Below are 19,547 nucleotides of genomic sequence, written 5' to 3' on the forward strand. Positions count from 1 at the left end.
ATAAAGAAAGTTCAAGTTAAGCCTGAGTTATTAATTAAATAAATACCACTAACAATTTAATAATTTATCACTGAATCGTCAACACATCGGGGGGATGAATTTCAGGTTTTTCCTAATAAAATCAATACATTCCACGAGTTATGTTTTTTCGCAAAAACCGACTGGGTGCTATTGCATGAATAAGACTTCTTGGCAGGCAACTGATTTCATTATTGATTAATGAAGACAACCACTCAGAACATAATGGGATAGTAGTTAACCCTCGGGAGCCAAATCCAGCACAAACGAATAGTCCAGGAATATAAGGGCCAGGTTGTGCAATCCATCTTTTGGAGTTTGATTCTAAACCTGAAAATAACTCAATAAATTCACTTTCTTTTGCAACAGGACCTACCGCAGGAAGATAGTCCGGGGTAGAAGCCCTGACCGCTGCCCAATGATCAATAATTTCTTTAGACCATAAATCTGGCGATGAGATTTTCACCAGTTTATTTAAATTGCTTATATCATCCTCGGTAAAAGTGTGTTCAGAGAAATCACCAAGGTTATAACTGGCACCAAAATAATGCATCCCATTTATAGCAGGTAAAACATGCCCTTCTCCACATAGAGGAATTTTAAGTTTCGAGCTGTCAGGTGTTGAGCGAATTGAAGACATTTGTCCTCGAATGTGCTTAATCGGTAGATCTTTTAATTCACTGAACGAATTTATCTTGTTTCCAGTGCATAAAATTAAAGCGTCTGCAGATTTATTATTAACGATCCAGCTTGAACCATCAAAGTGAAAAGAATCAACCGGTGTGTTTTCGTTCAAAAGGATTTCTTTTCTATCAACTAAAATCTGACAAAGACGCGGTGAGTTAATCCATCCTGAATGAGGTATAAAAAGACCTGACTGACTGATATTCAAGCCAGACAATTCTGACGCTTTATCTGGATCTACTAGTTCCCCTAGTTCGGGATAATAGTGCAGCCAATTTTTAAGATTTTGTTGGGCGTGCTGTTCTTTTTGGTTATAAGCCAATAATAGCGATCCGCTTAAACAACCAAGCTCTGGATGATGTTTAATCAGATCATTATAAACTCTACTCGCATAAAGAAATGATGAAAGCATTAACTGAGTTAATGGTGATTTATAAGCAGACAATTTGGGAAATAATACAGCTTGATGATTGGCTGAAGCCGCCGCACCCACCGTCGTTTTTTCCTCGAATAGTGTTACCATCCAACCCCTGTTGGCTAAACAATGGGCAATGAAACACCCAGCAAGTCCACCTCCAACTATGTGTACTGATTTATTTGAAGATTTAAAAGGAATACCTGTATGCCAGGGTGTTTGACGATGCTTTATTCTATAGGGCTGTGACTTTTTATAGGTACCTGTAAGCATGTGGCGTTTGGGACCAAAACCCTTTTTCTTTTCTATTGTAAAGCCTGCTTTGGACAAAGCGGCTTTTACTACACCAGCTGCAGTGTATGTTGCAAAAGTAGAATCTTCTTGCGATAACATGGCTAATATTGAAAAGAGAGAATATGACCACATCTCCTCATTTTTGGATGGAGAAAAACCATCCAGATACCACGCATTGATGTATTTAGATCGTAATTTTGGTTCCAGTTGAGAATCACCACAAACTAATAATTGCTCAAAACACTCCAGTGCATCACCCAACATCAGAGTAAGTTTAACTCGACCGTTACAAAATGATAAGTAGTGGTATCCTTGTGTGAGAACAGGGTATTGTTCCAGCAATTGATTCGTTTGTATCGATAGTTCAGGCCAAAGAGTTAAACAGTCTTCTATATCAGTCAATTGTAAGGGATGTTTTTCACATGAAAAATAGTGCAAATGTGCTGAATTTGGTGCGTATTCTTCCCACAATTTTAAAGTCAGAAGAAAATTTAAACCTGTACCAAACCCAGTTTCTCCAATATTAAATAATGAATAAATATTCTGGGGAAGTTCTGACCATCTATTGATGAGATTATTCCCATCAACAAATACGTAACGACTTTGTTTGATCCCACTTTCAGCAGAGTTATATACATCATTGAAGTGTTTAGAACATGGCAAATCATTGATCCACTCAAGATCTGCCGTTTTAATTGGTACAAATGGACTACTCAAATACAGTCACTCTCTCGGTTACATTAACATTAGTATCTTTCACAAATTCATGCTTTTTTTCCTGAATTAACTTCCTTAATTTGGGAACAAGCATTAATAGTATAAATGAGGATCCTATAGCAAATAAACCCAAACATAAAAACACCCTGCTGTATCCTGTGTTAGTAAGTAATGCTGATGTACTGTTCTGCCCAACTATCATTAGATTTGAACTGTAGCTAGACAAGGTTGCCCCTACTCCAGTAATCAGCATCCACATCCCCATCATTACACCTTGAAGTGATGTCGGAGCCAGATAGCCTATCATGGCATAACCAATTGGAGAGATTAAAAGTTCCCCGATGCTTTGCAAAACAAAGCTGGCAACTATCCAGCCAGGATTAACCATCCCTGTGGAACTCGCATAAACAATTCCCAATGGAAGTATTGCAAAAGCCAACCCAATACAAAATAAAGCGAGAGCAAATTGCGTCGGGATATTGATTTGTACTCCTTTCGTACGCATTCGGGAAAAGAGTACTCCCAATAAAGGACCGCCAATAACTATAGCTACAGTGTTGATATTTTGGAACCATTGGGGAGGAATAATCCAGTTACCATATTCTCTTTGCACATTATGATCTATAAATACCGTTAAACCCATTGGCCCTATTTGATACAGCATCCAAAAAATAGCACCAACAATCATCAGAATGGCAAAGGCCAGTATTTTATCCTTAGCTTCTTTTGTAGGTTGTTGATAGGCAATATAAAATGTCAATGCCAACATACATATACCTGTAGCAATGACCAGTTTATTAGCCCAATCAGCATATTGCAGCATTTGGCTTAACAAAAACGGAAGTACAATAATGAAGCCAACTCCCAAAGCAGTGGCTTTCTTCTGAGAGTGTTTATCTTTTCTGGAATAGGTTGTTTCCTTATCCGCCAATTGGTTCCAACAATAAAGACAAATAAGCAAGGCAAATAAATTTCCAAGACTACTAAGCAGGAAGAGTCTTTGATAATTTTGGGTTATTTGAAATACACCACTTAGGCTGAATCCTATGAAAAAGCCTATATTCATACCAGCATAATTCCATAAAAATGCGGTTTCACGTCGAGTGTCATTAGGTGAAAATCTTTGAGTGAGCATGCAATTGAGACAGGTTACATTCAATCCTGACCCTGTTAAAAACGCAGCAAGACCGTAATACAGATAGTTAATTCCGCCAATAGATAATAAGATGCAGCCTACAACCTGAGCTATCATACCAACACAGAAAAGGGATCTGTTTGACAATAATCGCCCACCCCAGAAACCTCCAAGTAAATGCAGCGCAAAATTAAATGCAATAAAAACACCCATAATGCTGTTTGCTGTAGTAACTTGAAGTCCCAGTTTTCCTTTCATGTATAAAACTAATGTCGAGTAAAGAACACTAAAACTAAGCGTCGAAACTACTTGTATGAAAAAAAGCGCAATAGTCCCCTCGGGAATTGTATTCCATAGCGCTCTTTGTTTACCCAATATCGACATGATATGCTTTCCTTAGCCAGCTGATTTATACCCAAGAATGACATGGAGAAAAACGACTGTCTAGTATTTTAAAATTTAAACTGTCCACGAATAATCTATTGAAATTAGAGCAAGTTAAAATAACACTATTACCCCTTTAATTTCTTCAATACTCGCTCTGCCGCATTTTGAGTTTTAAGTATTTCCTGTTCACCATGCGCACTGGAAACAAAACCAGCCTCATACATTGAGGGTGCAAAATATACTCCATTTTCCAACATACCATGAAAGAATTGTTTGAATAATTGCTCATCTGAGGAGGCGACATCACCATAATCACTGACCTCGTTTTTATCAGTAAAACAAAATCCAAACATTCCACCTAATGATGCGGTGAATATCGGAATTTGTAATGATTGGGCAACATCAGACAGTGCTGAAATCAAGTTACTGGTTGTTTCATTTAATTGGTTAAAAAATCCGGGCTGTTCTATTTCATTCAAGGTAGCCAAACCTGCTGCCATAGCCAGCGGATTACCAGAAAGAGTTCCGGCCTGATAGACAGGGCCTTCAGGAGCCAGAAAAGACATGATTTCCGAACTTCCCCCTAATGCGCCAACAGGCATTCCACCACCAATCACTTTGCCAAAAGTGGTGATATCCGGTTTAATTCCAAATAAACCTTGAGCTCCATGTAAACCGACTCTAAATCCGGTCATTACTTCATCAAAAATTAATACGGCATGATATTTATCACAAAGCTCGCGCAGGCCTTTTAAAAAACCCGGTTTAGGAAGGATAAATCCCATATTGCCAGCAACTGGCTCCAAAATAACTGTTGCGATATCATCAGGATATTTTTCAAACAATTGAGCGACCTGATCAAGGTCATTAAAGTCAGCTGTTAACGTATGTTCAGTGATGCTTGCAGGAATTCCCGGTGTTGATGGGATACCGAGGGTGAGCAGGCCAGAGCCCGCTTTTACGAGCAAGCTATCACTATGACCATGATAGCACCCATTAAATTTGATAAATTTGTTTCTATTGGTATACCCTCGAGCCAGTCTGATCGCTGTCATTGTTGCTTCGGTACCTGAATTAACCATTCGCACTTTTTCAATTGAAGGGACAAGCGATATAATTTTTTTAGCTAATAGTATTTCAAGTTCTGTTGGTGCGCCAAAACTCATTCCACTATGCAGGACATGGTTTACGGCTTCAATTACTTTCGGATGACAATGTCCGAGAATAAGCGGCCCCCAAGAACCCACATAATCGATGTAGTGATTATTATCTTCATCGATTAAATAAGCACCTATACCTTGCTTAAAAAACAGAGGATCTCCACCTACTCCTTTGAATGCTCGTACGGGGGAATTAACACCACCTGGAATAACTGTTTGGGCCTGAACAAATAAATCGGATGATCGAGACATAAGAAAACTCACATTTCTAAATTAAAAATAAATACAATTAATGCAAAATACCAAGGTCTGTTGCTAACTCATTGTGCCATGAGAGTAAAAAACGCCAACATACCGCGGCTTGACTGAGGTATCCAGTTCGCGCCTGAATAGCGCACCACATCAGAGTTGGAGAACAATTGACGACAAATCCCTCCTGGTGCTTCTTTTAGAAGCACTTTCATGTACTGATGTTACAATTATTTAATTGGTTTAGCAAAAAAAACAACACCGATTCCAGGTTTAACTTTACTTAATGCGCAACAGTAGATAAATTACCCATTTTTTTAACGAGTATTCATTATGCAAGAGTATAAAAAGTACATATGCGTCATCTGCGGATTTATTTATGATGAGGCTGAAGGATGGCCAGAAGATGGTATAGAACCAGGTACATTGTGGGCTGACGTCCCTGAAAACTGGTTTTGTCCTGACTGTGGGGCCGGGAAAGAAGATTTTGACATGGTTGAAATGGATTAATATTAAATCATTGGGGTGTGTTGACAATTCCGATTTCGACGTCGCGCGACGTTGGAAAAAATTTAATGAATTGTCAACACACCCTGATAGGAACGCCCTGCTATCCCTGTTTATTCTAATGAGCATCAATACAGGGATGAGGTTGCTGCTCAGTTGAAATCAAAAGGGTTTAACCACAACCAAAATAACAATAGAAATAAGCAATAACGTCGGTAACTCATTGAATATCCGATAAAACCGGGATGATTTTATATTTTTGTCCTGGGCAAAAGTTTTAAGATAAAAACCGCAGGTTAAATGATAAATCCATAAAAGAAGAACCAATGATAATTTGGCATGCATCCATCCGGCTTTCAGATAGTAGTCCATATTGAAATAGATCAACCACAAACCAAACACCGTTGTCAGAATAGCCGCAGGCCAGGTAATCCCGTAATAGAGTCTTCGTTCCATTATCTTAAATCGATCAAGGCTTATGCTATCCTCAGTGACAGAGTGGTATACAAATAGTCTGGGTAAATAGAACAAACCTGCAAACCAAGCTACAAGTGCAATAATATGAAAAGCTTTGATTAATAACATACTACTTCCTCGTCATTTTTTTCGTTTATTTCTTGAACGTTTCAGTAAATTCAAAGATTCGACCCCTAAAGAGAATCCCATTGCAAAATATAAATAACCTCTTGGAATATGGAATGAAAAACCATCTGCTACCAGAACTGTACCAATCAGGATCAAGTAACTTAGTGCCAGCATTTTTATAGTAGGATGTTTCGAGATAAAGTCACTGACTGGTTCACTAGCATAGATCATGATAATGATGGCACAGGTTATAGCAAGCGCCATTACCCAGAAACGTGTAGTTAATCCAACAGCCGTTAATACGCTATCCAGGGAAAAAATAACATCCAGTAATGCGATTTGGATAATGACTCCTCTGAAAGTAGCCGCTGAAGTTGAATTTTTAGGCACAGATGCTGTTCTGGATTCATTTGTGACGTCCTGATGAATTTCATCAGTTGACTTCCAAATCAAAAACGCGCCACCCAGACAAAGAAATATATCTCGTGCTGAAAATGTAAAACTTCCTATTGAAAACAAAGGTTTTACCAGTTTTACCATGTATACTGCCGAGGCTAGTAATATCAACCGAGTCATCCAGGCAAAGGTAAGTCCCCATCTTCGTGCTTTTTTTCTTTTTTCCTGAGGTAATTTTTCAGTTAGTATCGATAAAATGACCAGGTTATCTATACCTAAAACGACTTCAAGAATAATTAATGCAATTAAACTCAAGAATATATCAAAAAATTCCATATCCTATCCCTGTAATTTTTTAGTTGAACCATTCTCTCTAAAATATTTGTAAAGGTAAATGATTCACTTTATTCATTTGCTTCGTTATAATTATTTGCGTTTAATCAAACAAGTGAGAATCAGCAATCATCAAATTCATCAAAAAGCTGTTAAAGAAAAACAGGGCTCATAAACCCCCTGTGGATTCAGCTTATATAATACCACGAACCAAGCATTCAATATCCAAAACAGATATTAGTACTAATGCTATAAAAGTACTTAATCGCTTGATAAGCAGCGGATTTCAAGCATATCTTGTTGGTGGTAGCGTTCGTGATTTGTTACTTCATAAAGCGCCCAAAGATTTTGATGTGGCTACTAATGCAACGCCTAATGAAATTAAAAACCTGTTTAGGAATGGTCGGATAATTGGTCGTCGCTTTAAACTGGTACACATTTTATTTCATAGAGAAATTATTGAAGTTGCAACATTTAGAGGACATGATGCTGTAGATGCCAGCCAACAAACAAATGAGCGCGGCATGCTTGTTCGAGATAATGTTTATGGTTCACTTGATGAAGATGCATGGCGAAGAGATTTCACCATAAATTCTTTATACTATAACATTGATGATTCAACGATTATCGACTTTACCGGCGGGGTTAATGATGTACAGCAGAAATTAATTCGAATGATTGGAGATCCTGTAACACGATATAAAGAGGATCCCGTTCGAATGCTGCGAGCTATCAGATTTAGTGCTAAATTACAATTTAAGCTGGCTCCGGAAACAGAAGCCCCCTTCCCGGATATCAGTCATTTGATTACGCATGTTTCCAATTCTCGTTTATTTGATGAAATGACCAAGTTGTATCAATGTGGCGAAGCAGAAACAGTACAAAAATTATTAATCCAATATGGCTTATTTGAACATCTATGCCCCCAGACTTCAGTATTATTTCAAAGTGACTATCCAGTGCATGCTTTGCTGGGTATCGCCTTGGAAAATACGGATACTCGTATCAGAGATAATAAACCCGTCACCCCAGCATTTCTATTTGCGGTGTTATTATGGTTTCCAATGATTGAAATCTCAAAAAAATTACAAAGTGAAGGCATGGACCCTTTACCTGCAATAGAGAAGGCTATGTCTCTGACTATAGCAGAGCAAAATAAAATAATTTCCATCCCGAAACGTTATAGCCAGGTAATCAGGGAAATATGGTTGTTACAATATCGATTTTCGAAAAGATTGGGTGGGCGTGCTTTTAATTTGCTCCAACATCCACGATTCAGAGCCGCATTTGATTTTATGGCCCTAAGAGCTTTGGCTGGCGATGAGTCAATTGAGTTGGCGCAATGGTGGACGAACTTTCAGGAAGTGGATGAAACTGAACAAGCAAAAATGGTGACTCTTCTTACCCCAGCTTCTTCATCCAAGCCACGACGAAGACGCAAGCCCAAACCTGCCAAATGAATATCTGCTATTTAAGTCTGGGCTCGAATCAAAAAGCACCCGAACGTCAGATTAGAAAGGCAATTAGGGATTTACGTGTTCTACCTGATACTGCAGTCTTATCATACTCCAGTTTATACTGGACAAAGGCCTGGGGACTGACATGTCAGCAAGATTTTTGTAATGTAGTAGTTAAAATATCTACATTACTAAAGCCTGAATTACTTTTAAAATGGTGTCAAAAAATTGAAGACCAACATGAACGGGTCAGAAAAAAACGTTGGGGACCAAGAACTCTTGATATCGATATAATATTATATGGAAATAGAACACTTCATAAGAAGAATCTGACTATTCCTCATCCACATTACTTATCAAGGGACTTTGTAATACAACCACTATTAGAAATTAACCCGGAAATGAGTCTGTAAATCCAATTTGCACCGTCATTAATCGGCTACAATTTAATTTAACGCGTCTACTTAAAATGAGGTTAATATGTACAAAAATATTCTGTTTGCTTCCGATCTACTTAATGAGCACTACCATCTTGCAGAAAAAGCTGCCAATATCGCCAAACAATTTAATGCAAAGTTATATCTGCTACACGTAATCGACTTACCAGCCAGTGTACAATTGGCGCAAGGATTGGGCTTTACCGAATTAGCTAACCCCGCTAAGGATGATGCTCAAACTGTTTTATCTTTAATTGGTGAAGATCTTAAAGTTCCTACTAATCAACAATTTGTGGAAATTGGTTCAGTTAAAGAACATATATTCAGTAAAGTTAAAGAACTAGATTGCCAATTGATTATTATAGGCAATCACTCATCCAAAGGAATACAAACATTTCTGGGAAGTACTGCTCATGCCACTGTGAATCATGCGCCATGTGATGTATTAACATTAAAAGTTTAATCCAGAGAGTTCTCTATTCCTAGAATCACAATTTATTTACTTAAATTGTTAAATACAACCGATTAATTGTGTTAATATCACACAATTAATCCATTGATTTACAAGATAAAAACATGAATTCACTTACTACAGCATGGCAATCCTATAATAAATGTCGCAGCAAGCTATGGTGGCCATTAAGTTTTTTACTGTTAACGCCTTTGGCAGCTTTGATTGTTTTTGGAGTACTTATTCCCTTGAGCCTCGAAAGCATCGGTTTCATAACGTTCAAGTACCCAGTATTAAATTTTATTTATCTTACTTTAGCTGGCACCCTCGTTTTTTTTACTCTATTTCCATTGCTTGACGGATTATATAAAGCAATATTTTCTTATCTCGATGGTGAAGAAATCGATGAAAACTCGGGGTTTAAAGATTTATACAACTCTGCGAATACGGGAATCGGCTTATTTGTAATGATGGTTTTAATTGCTCTTGTAAATGCGATAGGTATTTATATTAAATTCCTTAAATTGCCGATAATATTAATTACTTACCCTTGTATTATTTTTACACCGTTACTAACCGTAACAAACAACGCGGCACCTTATTTTGCCTGGAGAGAGTCAATTAAATTGGCCTTCGGAAACTGGAGATTGACCTTAAAAATATATTTCGTACGGATCTTAACTCTAGCGTCACTGATGGCTCCGATCTTTATAATGATGTGGTCTGCACATCTCCCGCGAGCTTTTTTTCTACTGGTTGTTTTTTTAGCGCCCATTGTATTAGTGTATAACCTAATCAAAATATTCCCATTCTATTTCTTTTATCCTGCGTATGAATACAAACATACTCTTAATTGATATGCTCAATAGTGTCTTTTGAACATATTCTGCAAAAATTAGTGTATAGAAGATGTATACAGCATCTTTACCGATTAGGTTTTCCTTTTCCTTCATGGGTAGGTGCAAATGATTCATCATCCGTATGTTGTGAATGTACCGTTTTTATGAAAAATGAATATCGGGTCTGGCTCGATTCATCTTTAACAAAATACTCCTTAAATAATTCGTATTTTGACATAGCCCACTCTTGAATTGGCTCAAGAATAAACATATCATCAATTTTATGTGCTAAGTTTGATTCTTTATATTGATCAATGATGGATAGGAGCATTTGAGTTGCAATATCGTATCTAGATGCCTTTTCAAATAGAATCAATATAAGATCGGGCTCGCGTGTTGATAATGCAGTTTTGAATCCTTCATAGTCATTAAACTCTAAAAGGTTAATAATTGCGACAGGAATTTGATCCTCTCTATTCAAAAAATGGTACAAAGAGCGAATGTCGCGATCTTTTATGTATTTCATAAAAAGTTCGAAAGGATCTGTTATTTCATTAACGGTATCTACGCTTTTAGTATCTATATGTGGATCTTGAGTAAAATCGTCTAAAATCAAGGAAAGATTACTCTCCATCAGTTTCTTCTGAATCAGCATTTTATTGTAAGTACTTGCAGACATGGAAATCATTTGATTCAATTGATGAATGTTCTTGTGATATATTAGATTATCAATAATCTTATAGTCATGAGATTCAATTATTGCGTCAATGGAAACGTGATGTTCCATTGCAATTATTAGAAGATAATTATATATAGATATGTCTTCAATATCGCTAGCTAGAATGAATACCTTATAATCTCGAGCTTCAAGAAAAGAGGGTATTCGATTGGGGATTTGATTCAGTAAGATCTTTAGTGTATTGAGCTTTTTGTTTAGAATAACAAGCATTAATAAATTGTATTTTCGTTCTGTGATAACAGATGAAATATCAAGCAGTTGGTTTTGCATTATGTATGCAATTACATAATCAAATCCACCACATGCTGCGTATTTAAAATAACTTTTTAACTCATTACGATCTTTTCCAGAGAAAAGCCTTGAAACTTCTTCAATCCCGGATAGTACAGATACTACAAAATGGACTCTGTCTTCATATGCTTTTCCGCCAATTGAGGATTCCTGAGCAAAACTTAATAGCTCTCTAATATTCGGACTGGTGTAGGATGTACTATTCAACAACTTTAGCAAATGAACTAAAGTTGTGATGTTGGTAATAAACATATGTGTCGAATTTATTAATAATCTGGCTGACAAGATTATTTTGTCATTTAGAAGAGTACTTAAATATTGGTGGTCTACTGAATTGTTCACCATTGAACAAATACAATCGATTGCTTTAATATCGTTTGATTTAAGTGCACTGTAAAGTAATCTATGCTCTGTGAGCATTTTGGCTAAATCGTAAGAATCAACATATTTAGATAAATACACAAACAAGACTTCATTATTTAGCTCAATAGCCGATAAGAACAATTTATATGAATTTTTTTTAATTATGTCATTTGGCTTGTCATCTGAAATTGTGAAAATGAACTTAATTATCTCGTTCGATTTGATATAAAGTGCGGCATTTAGTAACGTGTAATCGTCTGATTGTATTGCTTTTTTAAAATTCTCAGATGATATCTCATAAAAATGTTGAATTACGTTGATGTGTCCATTTTGAATCGCCATTTTATACACTAGATATCTACGATTTTGTAAATAGGATTCGATTTTAGAAGGATCTGATAGTGTAGATTCAATATCTTTTAATTTATGTAAATTGCCATACTGGGCTGCTTCCAAATAGTCATTGTACTCTGAAAATGAATCAGATGAGCTGATAGTTGATATGATATCCTCATCGAATCGATTCACCTTTTTTAAAATGGCAATGTGATTTCTCAAACTTGTGAATGCTAATTCCCAGTTTGATAATATATGATGATTTGGATCTAGTTTTTTTAAAATTTGATTAAGATAATCAATATCAAAAATATAGGTATATAGTTTAAAAGCTTCTCTTTCCCGAGTTATATCCTGAATAATCGTCACCAGTTCGTCAATCAAATCTGAATCAGCATTGCTTTTGGATAAATTATCCTCGTAGAGATACATAAGGTATTCAATAGCTAAAAGGATGTAAATTGATTTTCTATTGTGAATTGTCTTGATTACAGAATGTTTATTGTTTTTAAAAGGGTTAATTTCTTTGCTTAATAATTCTCTAACAATAACAGGATCGCTGAACGTGTCGCTTTGAAATAATTCATCAGTATTTTTTTCCTTTTTCAACAGATAAGCTGCTTTAGCTAGTATACGTTTTCTGGTTAATTTAATTATCCTCTCGATGTACTTATTTGCGGCCCCTAAGTCAATTTCAGGATTTTTGTCCTGAAGCTTTCTTAGAATATGTTTTATTTCAATTCGATATTGATTGATTATGGTTGAATTTAACTTCATAAATAAAATCATTAAATCATTTATTTTTGTCTCGTCTTCATTCGGAAAACAGGCGATATATTGATTAAATTTAATATTGATATAATTAAGGATTTGTAAGTCAATAGAATTGTATCCAAGCCTTAAAACTGACTCACTATTTAACTTATTGTCGTACTGGTCTCTTATCATTAGGTAAGATCCATTATCCTTGATTGTAAATTCTGGTGTTAATAATCTCCTGATAAGCCATTTTTGCCTAAAAGCATCAATCCAATATAATTGTTTCATTATATCAATGGCTATTTGAGCTAAATTGTTAGTCATTTGATTATACTGATGGATGTGTTTATCTAGGTAATTTACAGATGCTTCCGTTGATTTTTTAATACAGCCTAAATAGCTTGCGGCAAATGCTCCATCATTTAAGCCATGGCCGATAGGATAGTTGGGGCTGAAATATGCGTCCCCGATTAAGTAAAATCCATGAGTATTTGCTCTCACAGCTGCAGTATCTGCTTTTATACTTCGACCTTTAAACGCTAATACTCTAGTTGAGTTTTTTTTAGTATTTTTACTTGTTTTTAACTCAAGTATCACATCAGTTTTACGTAGCTTTAAACTTTTGGCGAATATTTTTTTAACAAAGTTTAATGCAGTATAGTACTTTAGATCGATACTCTGGTTATCAATGCCAGCTTGATTGAATTCTTGATGTTCTCTTTGATGTTGTAGAAAAATTTTTTTTGGAATTTCTCCTACAAATCCGACTTTAACACAGGTACCACCAGATTTTTTGTGGGACGCTTTATCAACCCGTAAAAAATAGAGTAACTTATGAGAGCTGTGCCCTCTTATAAACTCTTCATCCGGTATTTCAAATGGGAGCCCATCAATTCTTTTGCAGATTGCGTACACCCCAAGATGGAATGTATTTTTAAGATAACTCAATTTTGAAACGGATTTACGTACTGGCTTTCTTATATCCCCAAAATTTATTTTTTCAAGGGATTCACAGTTTGCGCCATCTGCGCCAATCAAGTGACCAAATTGAATATCAATTTCCTGATCATGGCTTATAAGTGTTGCAGTGCCTTCCGGCAGAGATGCAGATTTGATTCTCGTTTTATATTCAATAATCGGGTTTGGACTTGAATTTCGATTGATTGTATTATTTAAATGATGAAGTCGATTGAGTAGAAATCTTTGTAATCTGCTAATACTTACTACTTTCGATGATCCTAATCCCTCGAGAAATTTAAAATCGTTATCATCTAGTTTATCTCTCGTATGAATACAGTTTAGTAACTGTATTCTAGTGACTTCGGTCAAAAGAATCATTTGTTGTCTTGATGTAGACTCCTCTTTACTACGCTTTTCAATAATAAGAATTTTGTGTCGATTGCGAAGTAACTCAAAAGCGGCGATAAGGCCTATTGGACCTGCACCACAAATGACAACATCATAGGTTCTATTTGTATCAGATGGAGTATTTGTGCCACTCATCGTTGTTCATCTTAAAAAATACATAACTAAATTATAGCCAGTCTTTTTAATATCTAGATAGACTGGTAATAAAGTTAATGTTCTATGTTTATGTTCTGATAATTACCGTATTGTTTAGCATGAATCGTGTATAAATGCCTTCTAAATATCAGTTTTGTTGGATCATCTCGATCGTCGTTAAGGATGTCCCCTTTTTGAAATGAATAGTTCAACAGCGAAGAGAAATACTTTGTTCCGAGTTAATTCGCTCCATCATTTCCTCGCCCTTTCGTCCTCCTTCTGTATTTGATACTGTATTCAGTAACCCAGGCCAACCAGGTACCTTGTCAATATCTCCAGCTGCAACCAATTCTTGCGATAACTTTTGATGGTCTAAACTTATTTTTTCGAAATCAGCTGGTTTTCCAATATACAAGTGAACTTCAATCCCTTTTGCTTGAGCGGTTTCAACGAATTGAATGATTTCTTCCTCGGGAGTATCTTCTGGGAAACAGATTATCATTTTAGGTTCATAGTCTTTATGAGCACCTACTGGATGAGCTATTGTTTCCAGTATGATATCTCTCATGCAATCCATTTCTTCTTTTGTTGCATTCTTTGGGACAGTCAATAGCCAGCTGGAAGGAAAAAATTTATTATCAACCGTAAAAGTAGCGCCTGTATTATGTGATTTGAATTCCAGGTGCAATGGACAAATAGAATTATTTTGGTGCATGCGGGTAAATAGCGACTGGTTAGGGGATATTATAAATTTCATGTTTGCATTACGAGCATTCATCGCAATCACTGCATTTAAAAATTCCTCATATCGAGCTTTTGCAGCTGCTTTTTCGTCATTTAAAAGATTAGGCATACAGTACCTCTCAAACAGAACTTTATTTTTTTATTATATACGATCATTCTTAATGAAAAATTATCCAAATTTTATTGGAACTCATTTGGTGAGTTATCAATAGCCTATGGTTGTTAATTCTAGAATCAATTGAGCCTACATAAACAAACCATGTTATCCAATGCATCTTGCAACAGCTGTTATCCTACTAATTTCTGTTGTCCTTAATGTCAGATTGTTGGATGTGTATCAATCCCGCAAACTATTGCAAACATTGAAAAAAGTAACTCCTTATAAAGAAGGATATCAGCAACGCCACCGTTCCTGAGTACTCGTTGAATACGGTTATTAATTATTGACTGAAACGATAAATGAATTGATTAGCATCGAGCATTGGAATGAGTCAGTGCTTTAAAACCTCGGCCCGTTATTCAAATTTTCTTGATCTTCAAGTTCATCGGGACTCATCCCTTCTATCAAGTTTGTAGCTGAATCTCTGTAGGTCTCTCTAGCTCGATTAAAAGCCTGCACACAGAGTTCATGCTCAGGGAGACACTTCGCCACCTCTGTAGTTTTAGCTTCCGCTCCTTCATGAATCGTCTCTTGAAAATCTTTCCTTGCAGTTCCCGATGTTCCAGAAGTAAGTGAGTCAAGTTCTTTATTTGCAGCAAAAAGTATAGCATGCCTGGCTGGCTCTAATTTCTGTTTTAAATGAGTAAGAACAAAGTCAGCGTATTCGTCTACAGTCTGACCCATTGTGTCCTCAAAACGTTCCTCGAAGTCATCTTGTGTTTCACCATCCTGGATTGTTACCCCGCAAGACTTAATTATAGCCTGCTTCATCGGTTCATTTATTGGTGTTTCGTTCATCAATTCGCTTGCTCTACTCAGCAAGCCCATCATTGCTTCACAATAAACTTTCCTTGCCCTAATATATTCCTCTTCCAGCTTCATATGATTTAATTTGTTCGTGTCACTCATGATATCTATCCATATATTTATGCTTATAGTATAAAAATAGACTCAGACACAATATTTATCAATTTGGCCAATGAATTTTCAAAATTGAGCGCATTATGGTGTTAAACTATAGAAACGGGTCAAATGCGAACGGAGCTCCATTTTCCACTAGGTTAAACATATTTATATAAATATATCTCAATATTTAATCACCAAAATTTTCGGTTAAAAAATAAATAATTCATTTTAAAACAATTAGTTATCATTGAAAACCAATCGCATAATTAGTTCGATCGGGTAGAGAAACTTAATTCCTATACCTAATTACAAACCTATAAAATTGAACAGAGCGAATAAAAAATGTATCATCATTTCCTTTTTAAATTTGAAAGAGACCAAATGATAGATTATGACTTGTTGGAACGATTTAATATTCCCCAAAATACCCCTTTAGAAGAAATAAGATTATTATTGGTGCAGAAAGAAAAAAGCATTATAGAGAATTTTTTTGGCAATCCCAATATAGCCTGGGAATATGATTTATCAGCCCTGAAGGCATTGAAAAAAATAACGCCCTGGCCAGGTAAGGAGATGAATTCATATTATGATTCTCGACAAGATAGTGATGAAATTAAAGGTATATTAACTGAAAGGCGAAAGGAAATAATTGCGGAAAACTTTCTAACTAATTATGATGACTATCAATTAATTAGAACTGCCAATGATAAAAAGCAATTGGATGAAGCAAAACAGCTTGCCGATCAGTTATCGCAATTATCCGCACTTGGTGAGTTATTTGTACAAGCTAATCCAGACACATCCGATGTTAATAAAGATACTTATTATTTATCTGTCTTATTTCGAGTACTTGATACTTTGCGTGTGGAGCTGGCGACACATAATCAAAATCAACCTTCGACACCAAATCCTTATTTAATTAATCGCATTGATGCAGTAAACCGTTTATTAGCCAATTATCTACTCAATATTATTATTACAAAAAGAGTTGATGAAAATAAGGAATTACTTAACCAAATTTTTAAAGCAATAGGCTCACAAGACCAAGAAATACTACCATGGCTATCTGTTTTCTTTAAGCGTGAATTACTTGTGAATAGCGAGGGCAGAGACCAGCTTATTGAAGAATTTTTAAAACTATCTCACATCAAATATCCAACACCTATTGGGCAGAAACTCCTTGAGATCGGTGGTCAAAAGCTGACCCCCGCTATTGATAGAGCATTGACAGATTTTCTCAAAATTGAAGCGAATGTTTGGAACGATTTGGCAAGCCAAGCTTTTGAGCATAAGCTGCAAAAATATGAAGCGTACTTATTAAATAGTCATTTATCTGATTGGGTAATGCTTAATATTTGCAAGGATCTCATTGCAGAAGCAAAAAAACAACCACAGCATCTTGAATTATCTCGTGTATTATATTTATGTTGTAAACGCGTTTATCAAGATCAACACTATCTAGAACAAGCCCATGGCTATCTCGCCCTTGTCAATACTGATATTGAGAATAAATCACTACCTGCACTCTCGCTCGCAGCAATGTCTGATATCAATATGATCGTGAAAAAAGCTTTTGAGTTAGGCATGGTACCTCCATCGGCTGAGATTTTTTACGAGATGATTAAAGATGCTGATCAATTTATAGCAATTATCAGCAAATATGATAAACCTTCTTTAATTAAATTGCTCTCCACTATTTTTATAGATGGAAATCAATTAGATCAACACCTCTCTTTTATAGATTCAGAATTAGCAAATAAAATTGGTCTAAAATTAGAAGATTTTCCCCTTATGGCTTTACGAAAACATTATGAGGATCCAAACAACCAGAAGGATCCTATTCCATTATGGGAAGCCGTATTAGATTCCGGGATAATCATGCAATCAACATTCTTAGCTTCCCGTAATAATGAACAGCTTTTTGGAAAGTTCGATCAAGTTGGTTCTCAACTTATTATTCGAGATAAAATTCTCCAATATCCAGAGAGATATAAAGAATTATGCTTAGCATTAGCGGTTTATTGTACTCTTCATACAAAACCCATTCCTGGTTTTTTATTTACGCTACCTCATCTTAAAAGAGATCAGTCTGTCGCGTGGGCAAGCAAATTATTCATGGCAATCACCAGTATATTACCACAGAATCTAGAGCAAAAAGTCGAGTTAAGAAAGGTTCTTGGCCTACTGGGAATGACCATCGATCCACCGAATCAAGTTTATATTGATGAACGTGATCTAGTGAATAAAAGTATCATCTCTTCATTAGATGCAAATGCGCAAAAACCAGGAGTTAATCCTACATATACCTTAGAGTTGTTGCGTGGTATCATTTTTAGTTATGCGAATGAATCCGCCAACGTGTCATTAACACCAACGCAAATGAATCAACTGGACTTGTTTCCAAAATGCCATTTACCCACGCAATTCTTTCAAATTATGGCCGCAGCAAAGCAGGTAAGTTCTACTGCGATCCCTGAATTTTTACCTTATACACAAAAAATCAAACTCCTAAAAACAATTGCAGCGACAGAAACAGCGAAGGCTTTTTTTAGCCCTTTTCAAGCGCTATCGAATTTGGCAAAAAATTTATCTGGAAAAAAGGAAAAAGACTCGCCGGAGACAGTGGAAGATAAGCGAACTAAACAAGAGCAAAAAGAGCTTTTTACTTTTATCCAATTGTATCTTGAATATTGCCAGCAAGAACTAACGCAGAATAATCAACTTGAAAACACTGAAAAACATGCCTACGATAATTTCGTACAGTATTGGACAAATCCAATTATTGCTAAAATCTGTGAAACTGCGGGAGAGATGACCCAATATCTTGAAAAGGAAACAGACGGAATACCTCTTCTCGATTTGTTAGATGATAAAATCAGAAAGCAAGTTGAAGATTGGGATGTATTAAAAGATAAAATGCGTCGTTGTTTTTTAAATTTAACAGATGCCGCCAAAATTCAATCCCTTATCATTTCTGTGAATCAACTGATTGATACACATTCAGGCCAATATGCTAAATTATTAATGACATTACGTGATGATTTGCGATCATTAGAAGTTTTTGCAAAAAAACAACGACCAGAAACGATATCCAAGTTTGATCAGGAAAAATGTTTTAATGCAATTAAAATCATTAAAGAACAATGTGGATTATATCAAAAACACTTAAATGACATTACTCAAGAAAAACAAGCTGCTCACAATGCGGAACGGATTCAAAGAGCCAAGAATAAATTATCCGATTTGCACAATATGCTTAAATTTGATGAGACCAAAAATCCAAGTGAACAATTAATGGAATTTAATACCCAATTTGAACTGTTTAAGAAGAGATATGCAGCCGCAGACCCGGTTATTGAAGATGAAAAAGCTAATAAACGATTTTGGCGTCGTATTGGTTATGCACTTCTCACTGTCGGTATTTATGCGATCATGCGTGGTACTCAACTAGGAACGTTCCAATTTTGGAAATCACATAAAGATGTCCTTCGAGATAAGGTTGAGGAAGCCTCGCCTATGATCAGATTGACTTGATTGTGAATAAATGCTCGATAGCTCATCTAGGTGTAACCAAGTTATCGAGCAGATTTTGTTCATTATATGAGCTTGCGATAGATTCAAACGTAATGTGTTCTATGAAATACGGATTTAATGAAGAGGTTGATAAATTCACTTTAAGATT

The 19,547-nt window shown here is 35.9% G+C and carries 14 protein-coding genes; 6 read left to right on the forward strand and 8 right to left on the reverse strand.

Annotated elements, in window-relative coordinates:
• Positions 1-121: 121 nt before the first annotated feature.
• The 3 genes from mnmC to hemL form a co-directional block, all read right to left on the reverse strand.
• Positions 122-2,128, reverse strand: coding sequence for a bifunctional tRNA (5-methylaminomethyl-2-thiouridine)(34)-methyltransferase MnmC2/FAD-dependent 5-carboxymethylaminomethyl-2-thiouridine(34) oxidoreductase MnmC1 (gene mnmC / locus Lqua_RS05825; protein ID WP_058473343.1), 2,007 nt, complete (start codon positions 2,126-2,128; stop codon positions 122-124).
• Positions 2,121-3,647, reverse strand: coding sequence for a peptide MFS transporter (locus tag Lqua_RS05830; RefSeq protein WP_058473344.1), 1,527 nt, complete (start codon positions 3,645-3,647; stop codon positions 2,121-2,123). The genes mnmC and Lqua_RS05830 overlap by 8 nt, the downstream gene beginning before the upstream one ends.
• 128 nt (positions 3,648-3,775) lie before the next feature.
• Positions 3,776-5,062, reverse strand: a complete 1,287-nt coding sequence (gene hemL / locus Lqua_RS05835) for a glutamate-1-semialdehyde 2,1-aminomutase (protein ID WP_058473345.1) — start codon at positions 5,060-5,062, stop codon at positions 3,776-3,778.
• A gap of 330 nt (positions 5,063-5,392) precedes the next feature.
• Here hemL and Lqua_RS05840 point away from each other — a divergent pair, with 330 nt between their 5' ends.
• Positions 5,393-5,569, forward strand: a complete 177-nt coding sequence (locus tag Lqua_RS05840) for a rubredoxin (protein WP_058473346.1) — start codon at positions 5,393-5,395, stop codon at positions 5,567-5,569.
• Positions 5,570-5,728: 159 nt separating this feature from the next.
• Here Lqua_RS05840 and hemJ read toward each other — a convergent pair whose 3' ends face one another.
• Together hemJ and Lqua_RS05850 are read right to left on the reverse strand one after the other, a co-directional pair.
• A complete protein-coding gene (gene hemJ, locus Lqua_RS05845; protein ID WP_058473347.1) occupies positions 5,729-6,151 on the reverse strand; it encodes a protoporphyrinogen oxidase HemJ in 423 nt (140 codons plus the stop codon).
• A 12-nt stretch (positions 6,152-6,163) separates the two neighbouring features.
• Positions 6,164-6,883, reverse strand: a complete 720-nt coding sequence (locus Lqua_RS05850) for a TerC family protein (protein ID WP_058473348.1) — start codon at positions 6,881-6,883, stop codon at positions 6,164-6,166.
• Positions 6,884-7,029: 146 nt separating this feature from the next.
• Here Lqua_RS05850 and pcnB point away from each other — a divergent pair, with 146 nt between their 5' ends.
• From pcnB to Lqua_RS05870, 4 genes are all read left to right on the forward strand, one after another.
• Positions 7,030-8,340 (forward strand): polynucleotide adenylyltransferase PcnB, encoded by a 1,311-nt coding sequence (pcnB, locus tag Lqua_RS05855; RefSeq protein WP_058473349.1) that lies wholly within the window; start codon positions 7,030-7,032, stop codon positions 8,338-8,340.
• Positions 8,337-8,750 (forward strand): 2-amino-4-hydroxy-6-hydroxymethyldihydropteridine diphosphokinase, encoded by a 414-nt coding sequence (gene folK / locus Lqua_RS05860; RefSeq protein WP_058473350.1) that lies wholly within the window; start codon positions 8,337-8,339, stop codon positions 8,748-8,750. The genes pcnB and folK overlap by 4 nt, the downstream gene beginning before the upstream one ends.
• Positions 8,751-8,817: 67 nt before the next feature.
• Positions 8,818-9,237 (forward strand): universal stress protein, encoded by a 420-nt coding sequence (locus tag Lqua_RS05865; protein ID WP_058473351.1) that lies wholly within the window; start codon positions 8,818-8,820, stop codon positions 9,235-9,237.
• Between the two features lie 113 nt (positions 9,238-9,350).
• Positions 9,351-10,082, forward strand: a complete 732-nt coding sequence (locus Lqua_RS05870) for a hypothetical protein (RefSeq protein ID WP_058473352.1) — start codon at positions 9,351-9,353, stop codon at positions 10,080-10,082.
• A 67-nt stretch (positions 10,083-10,149) separates the two neighbouring features.
• Here the strand turns inward: Lqua_RS05870 and Lqua_RS05875 are convergent, their stop codons facing one another.
• The 3 genes from Lqua_RS05875 to Lqua_RS05885 form a co-directional block, all read right to left on the reverse strand.
• Entirely contained in the window at positions 10,150-14,055 is a 3,906-nt protein-coding gene (locus Lqua_RS05875; protein WP_058473353.1) for an FAD-dependent oxidoreductase, read from the reverse strand.
• Positions 14,056-14,263: 208 nt separating this feature from the next.
• The gene (locus Lqua_RS05880) at positions 14,264-14,908 is read right to left on the reverse strand and encodes a hypothetical protein (protein ID WP_058473354.1); all 645 of its coding nucleotides are present in this window, start codon (positions 14,906-14,908) and stop codon (positions 14,264-14,266) included.
• 390 nt (positions 14,909-15,298) lie between these two features.
• Entirely contained in the window at positions 15,299-15,868 is a 570-nt protein-coding gene (locus Lqua_RS05885) for a hypothetical protein (RefSeq protein WP_058473355.1), read from the reverse strand.
• Between the two features lie 378 nt (positions 15,869-16,246).
• Between Lqua_RS05885 and Lqua_RS05890 the strand changes: the two genes are divergently transcribed.
• Entirely contained in the window at positions 16,247-19,399 is a 3,153-nt protein-coding gene (locus Lqua_RS05890) for a hypothetical protein (RefSeq protein WP_058473356.1), read from the forward strand.
• The last annotated feature ends 148 nt before the right edge of the window (positions 19,400-19,547 follow it).

Origin of the sequence: Legionella quateirensis, assembly GCF_001467955.1 — a bacterium.
Taxonomy (GTDB): Bacteria; Pseudomonadota; Gammaproteobacteria; order Legionellales; family Legionellaceae; genus Legionella; species Legionella quateirensis.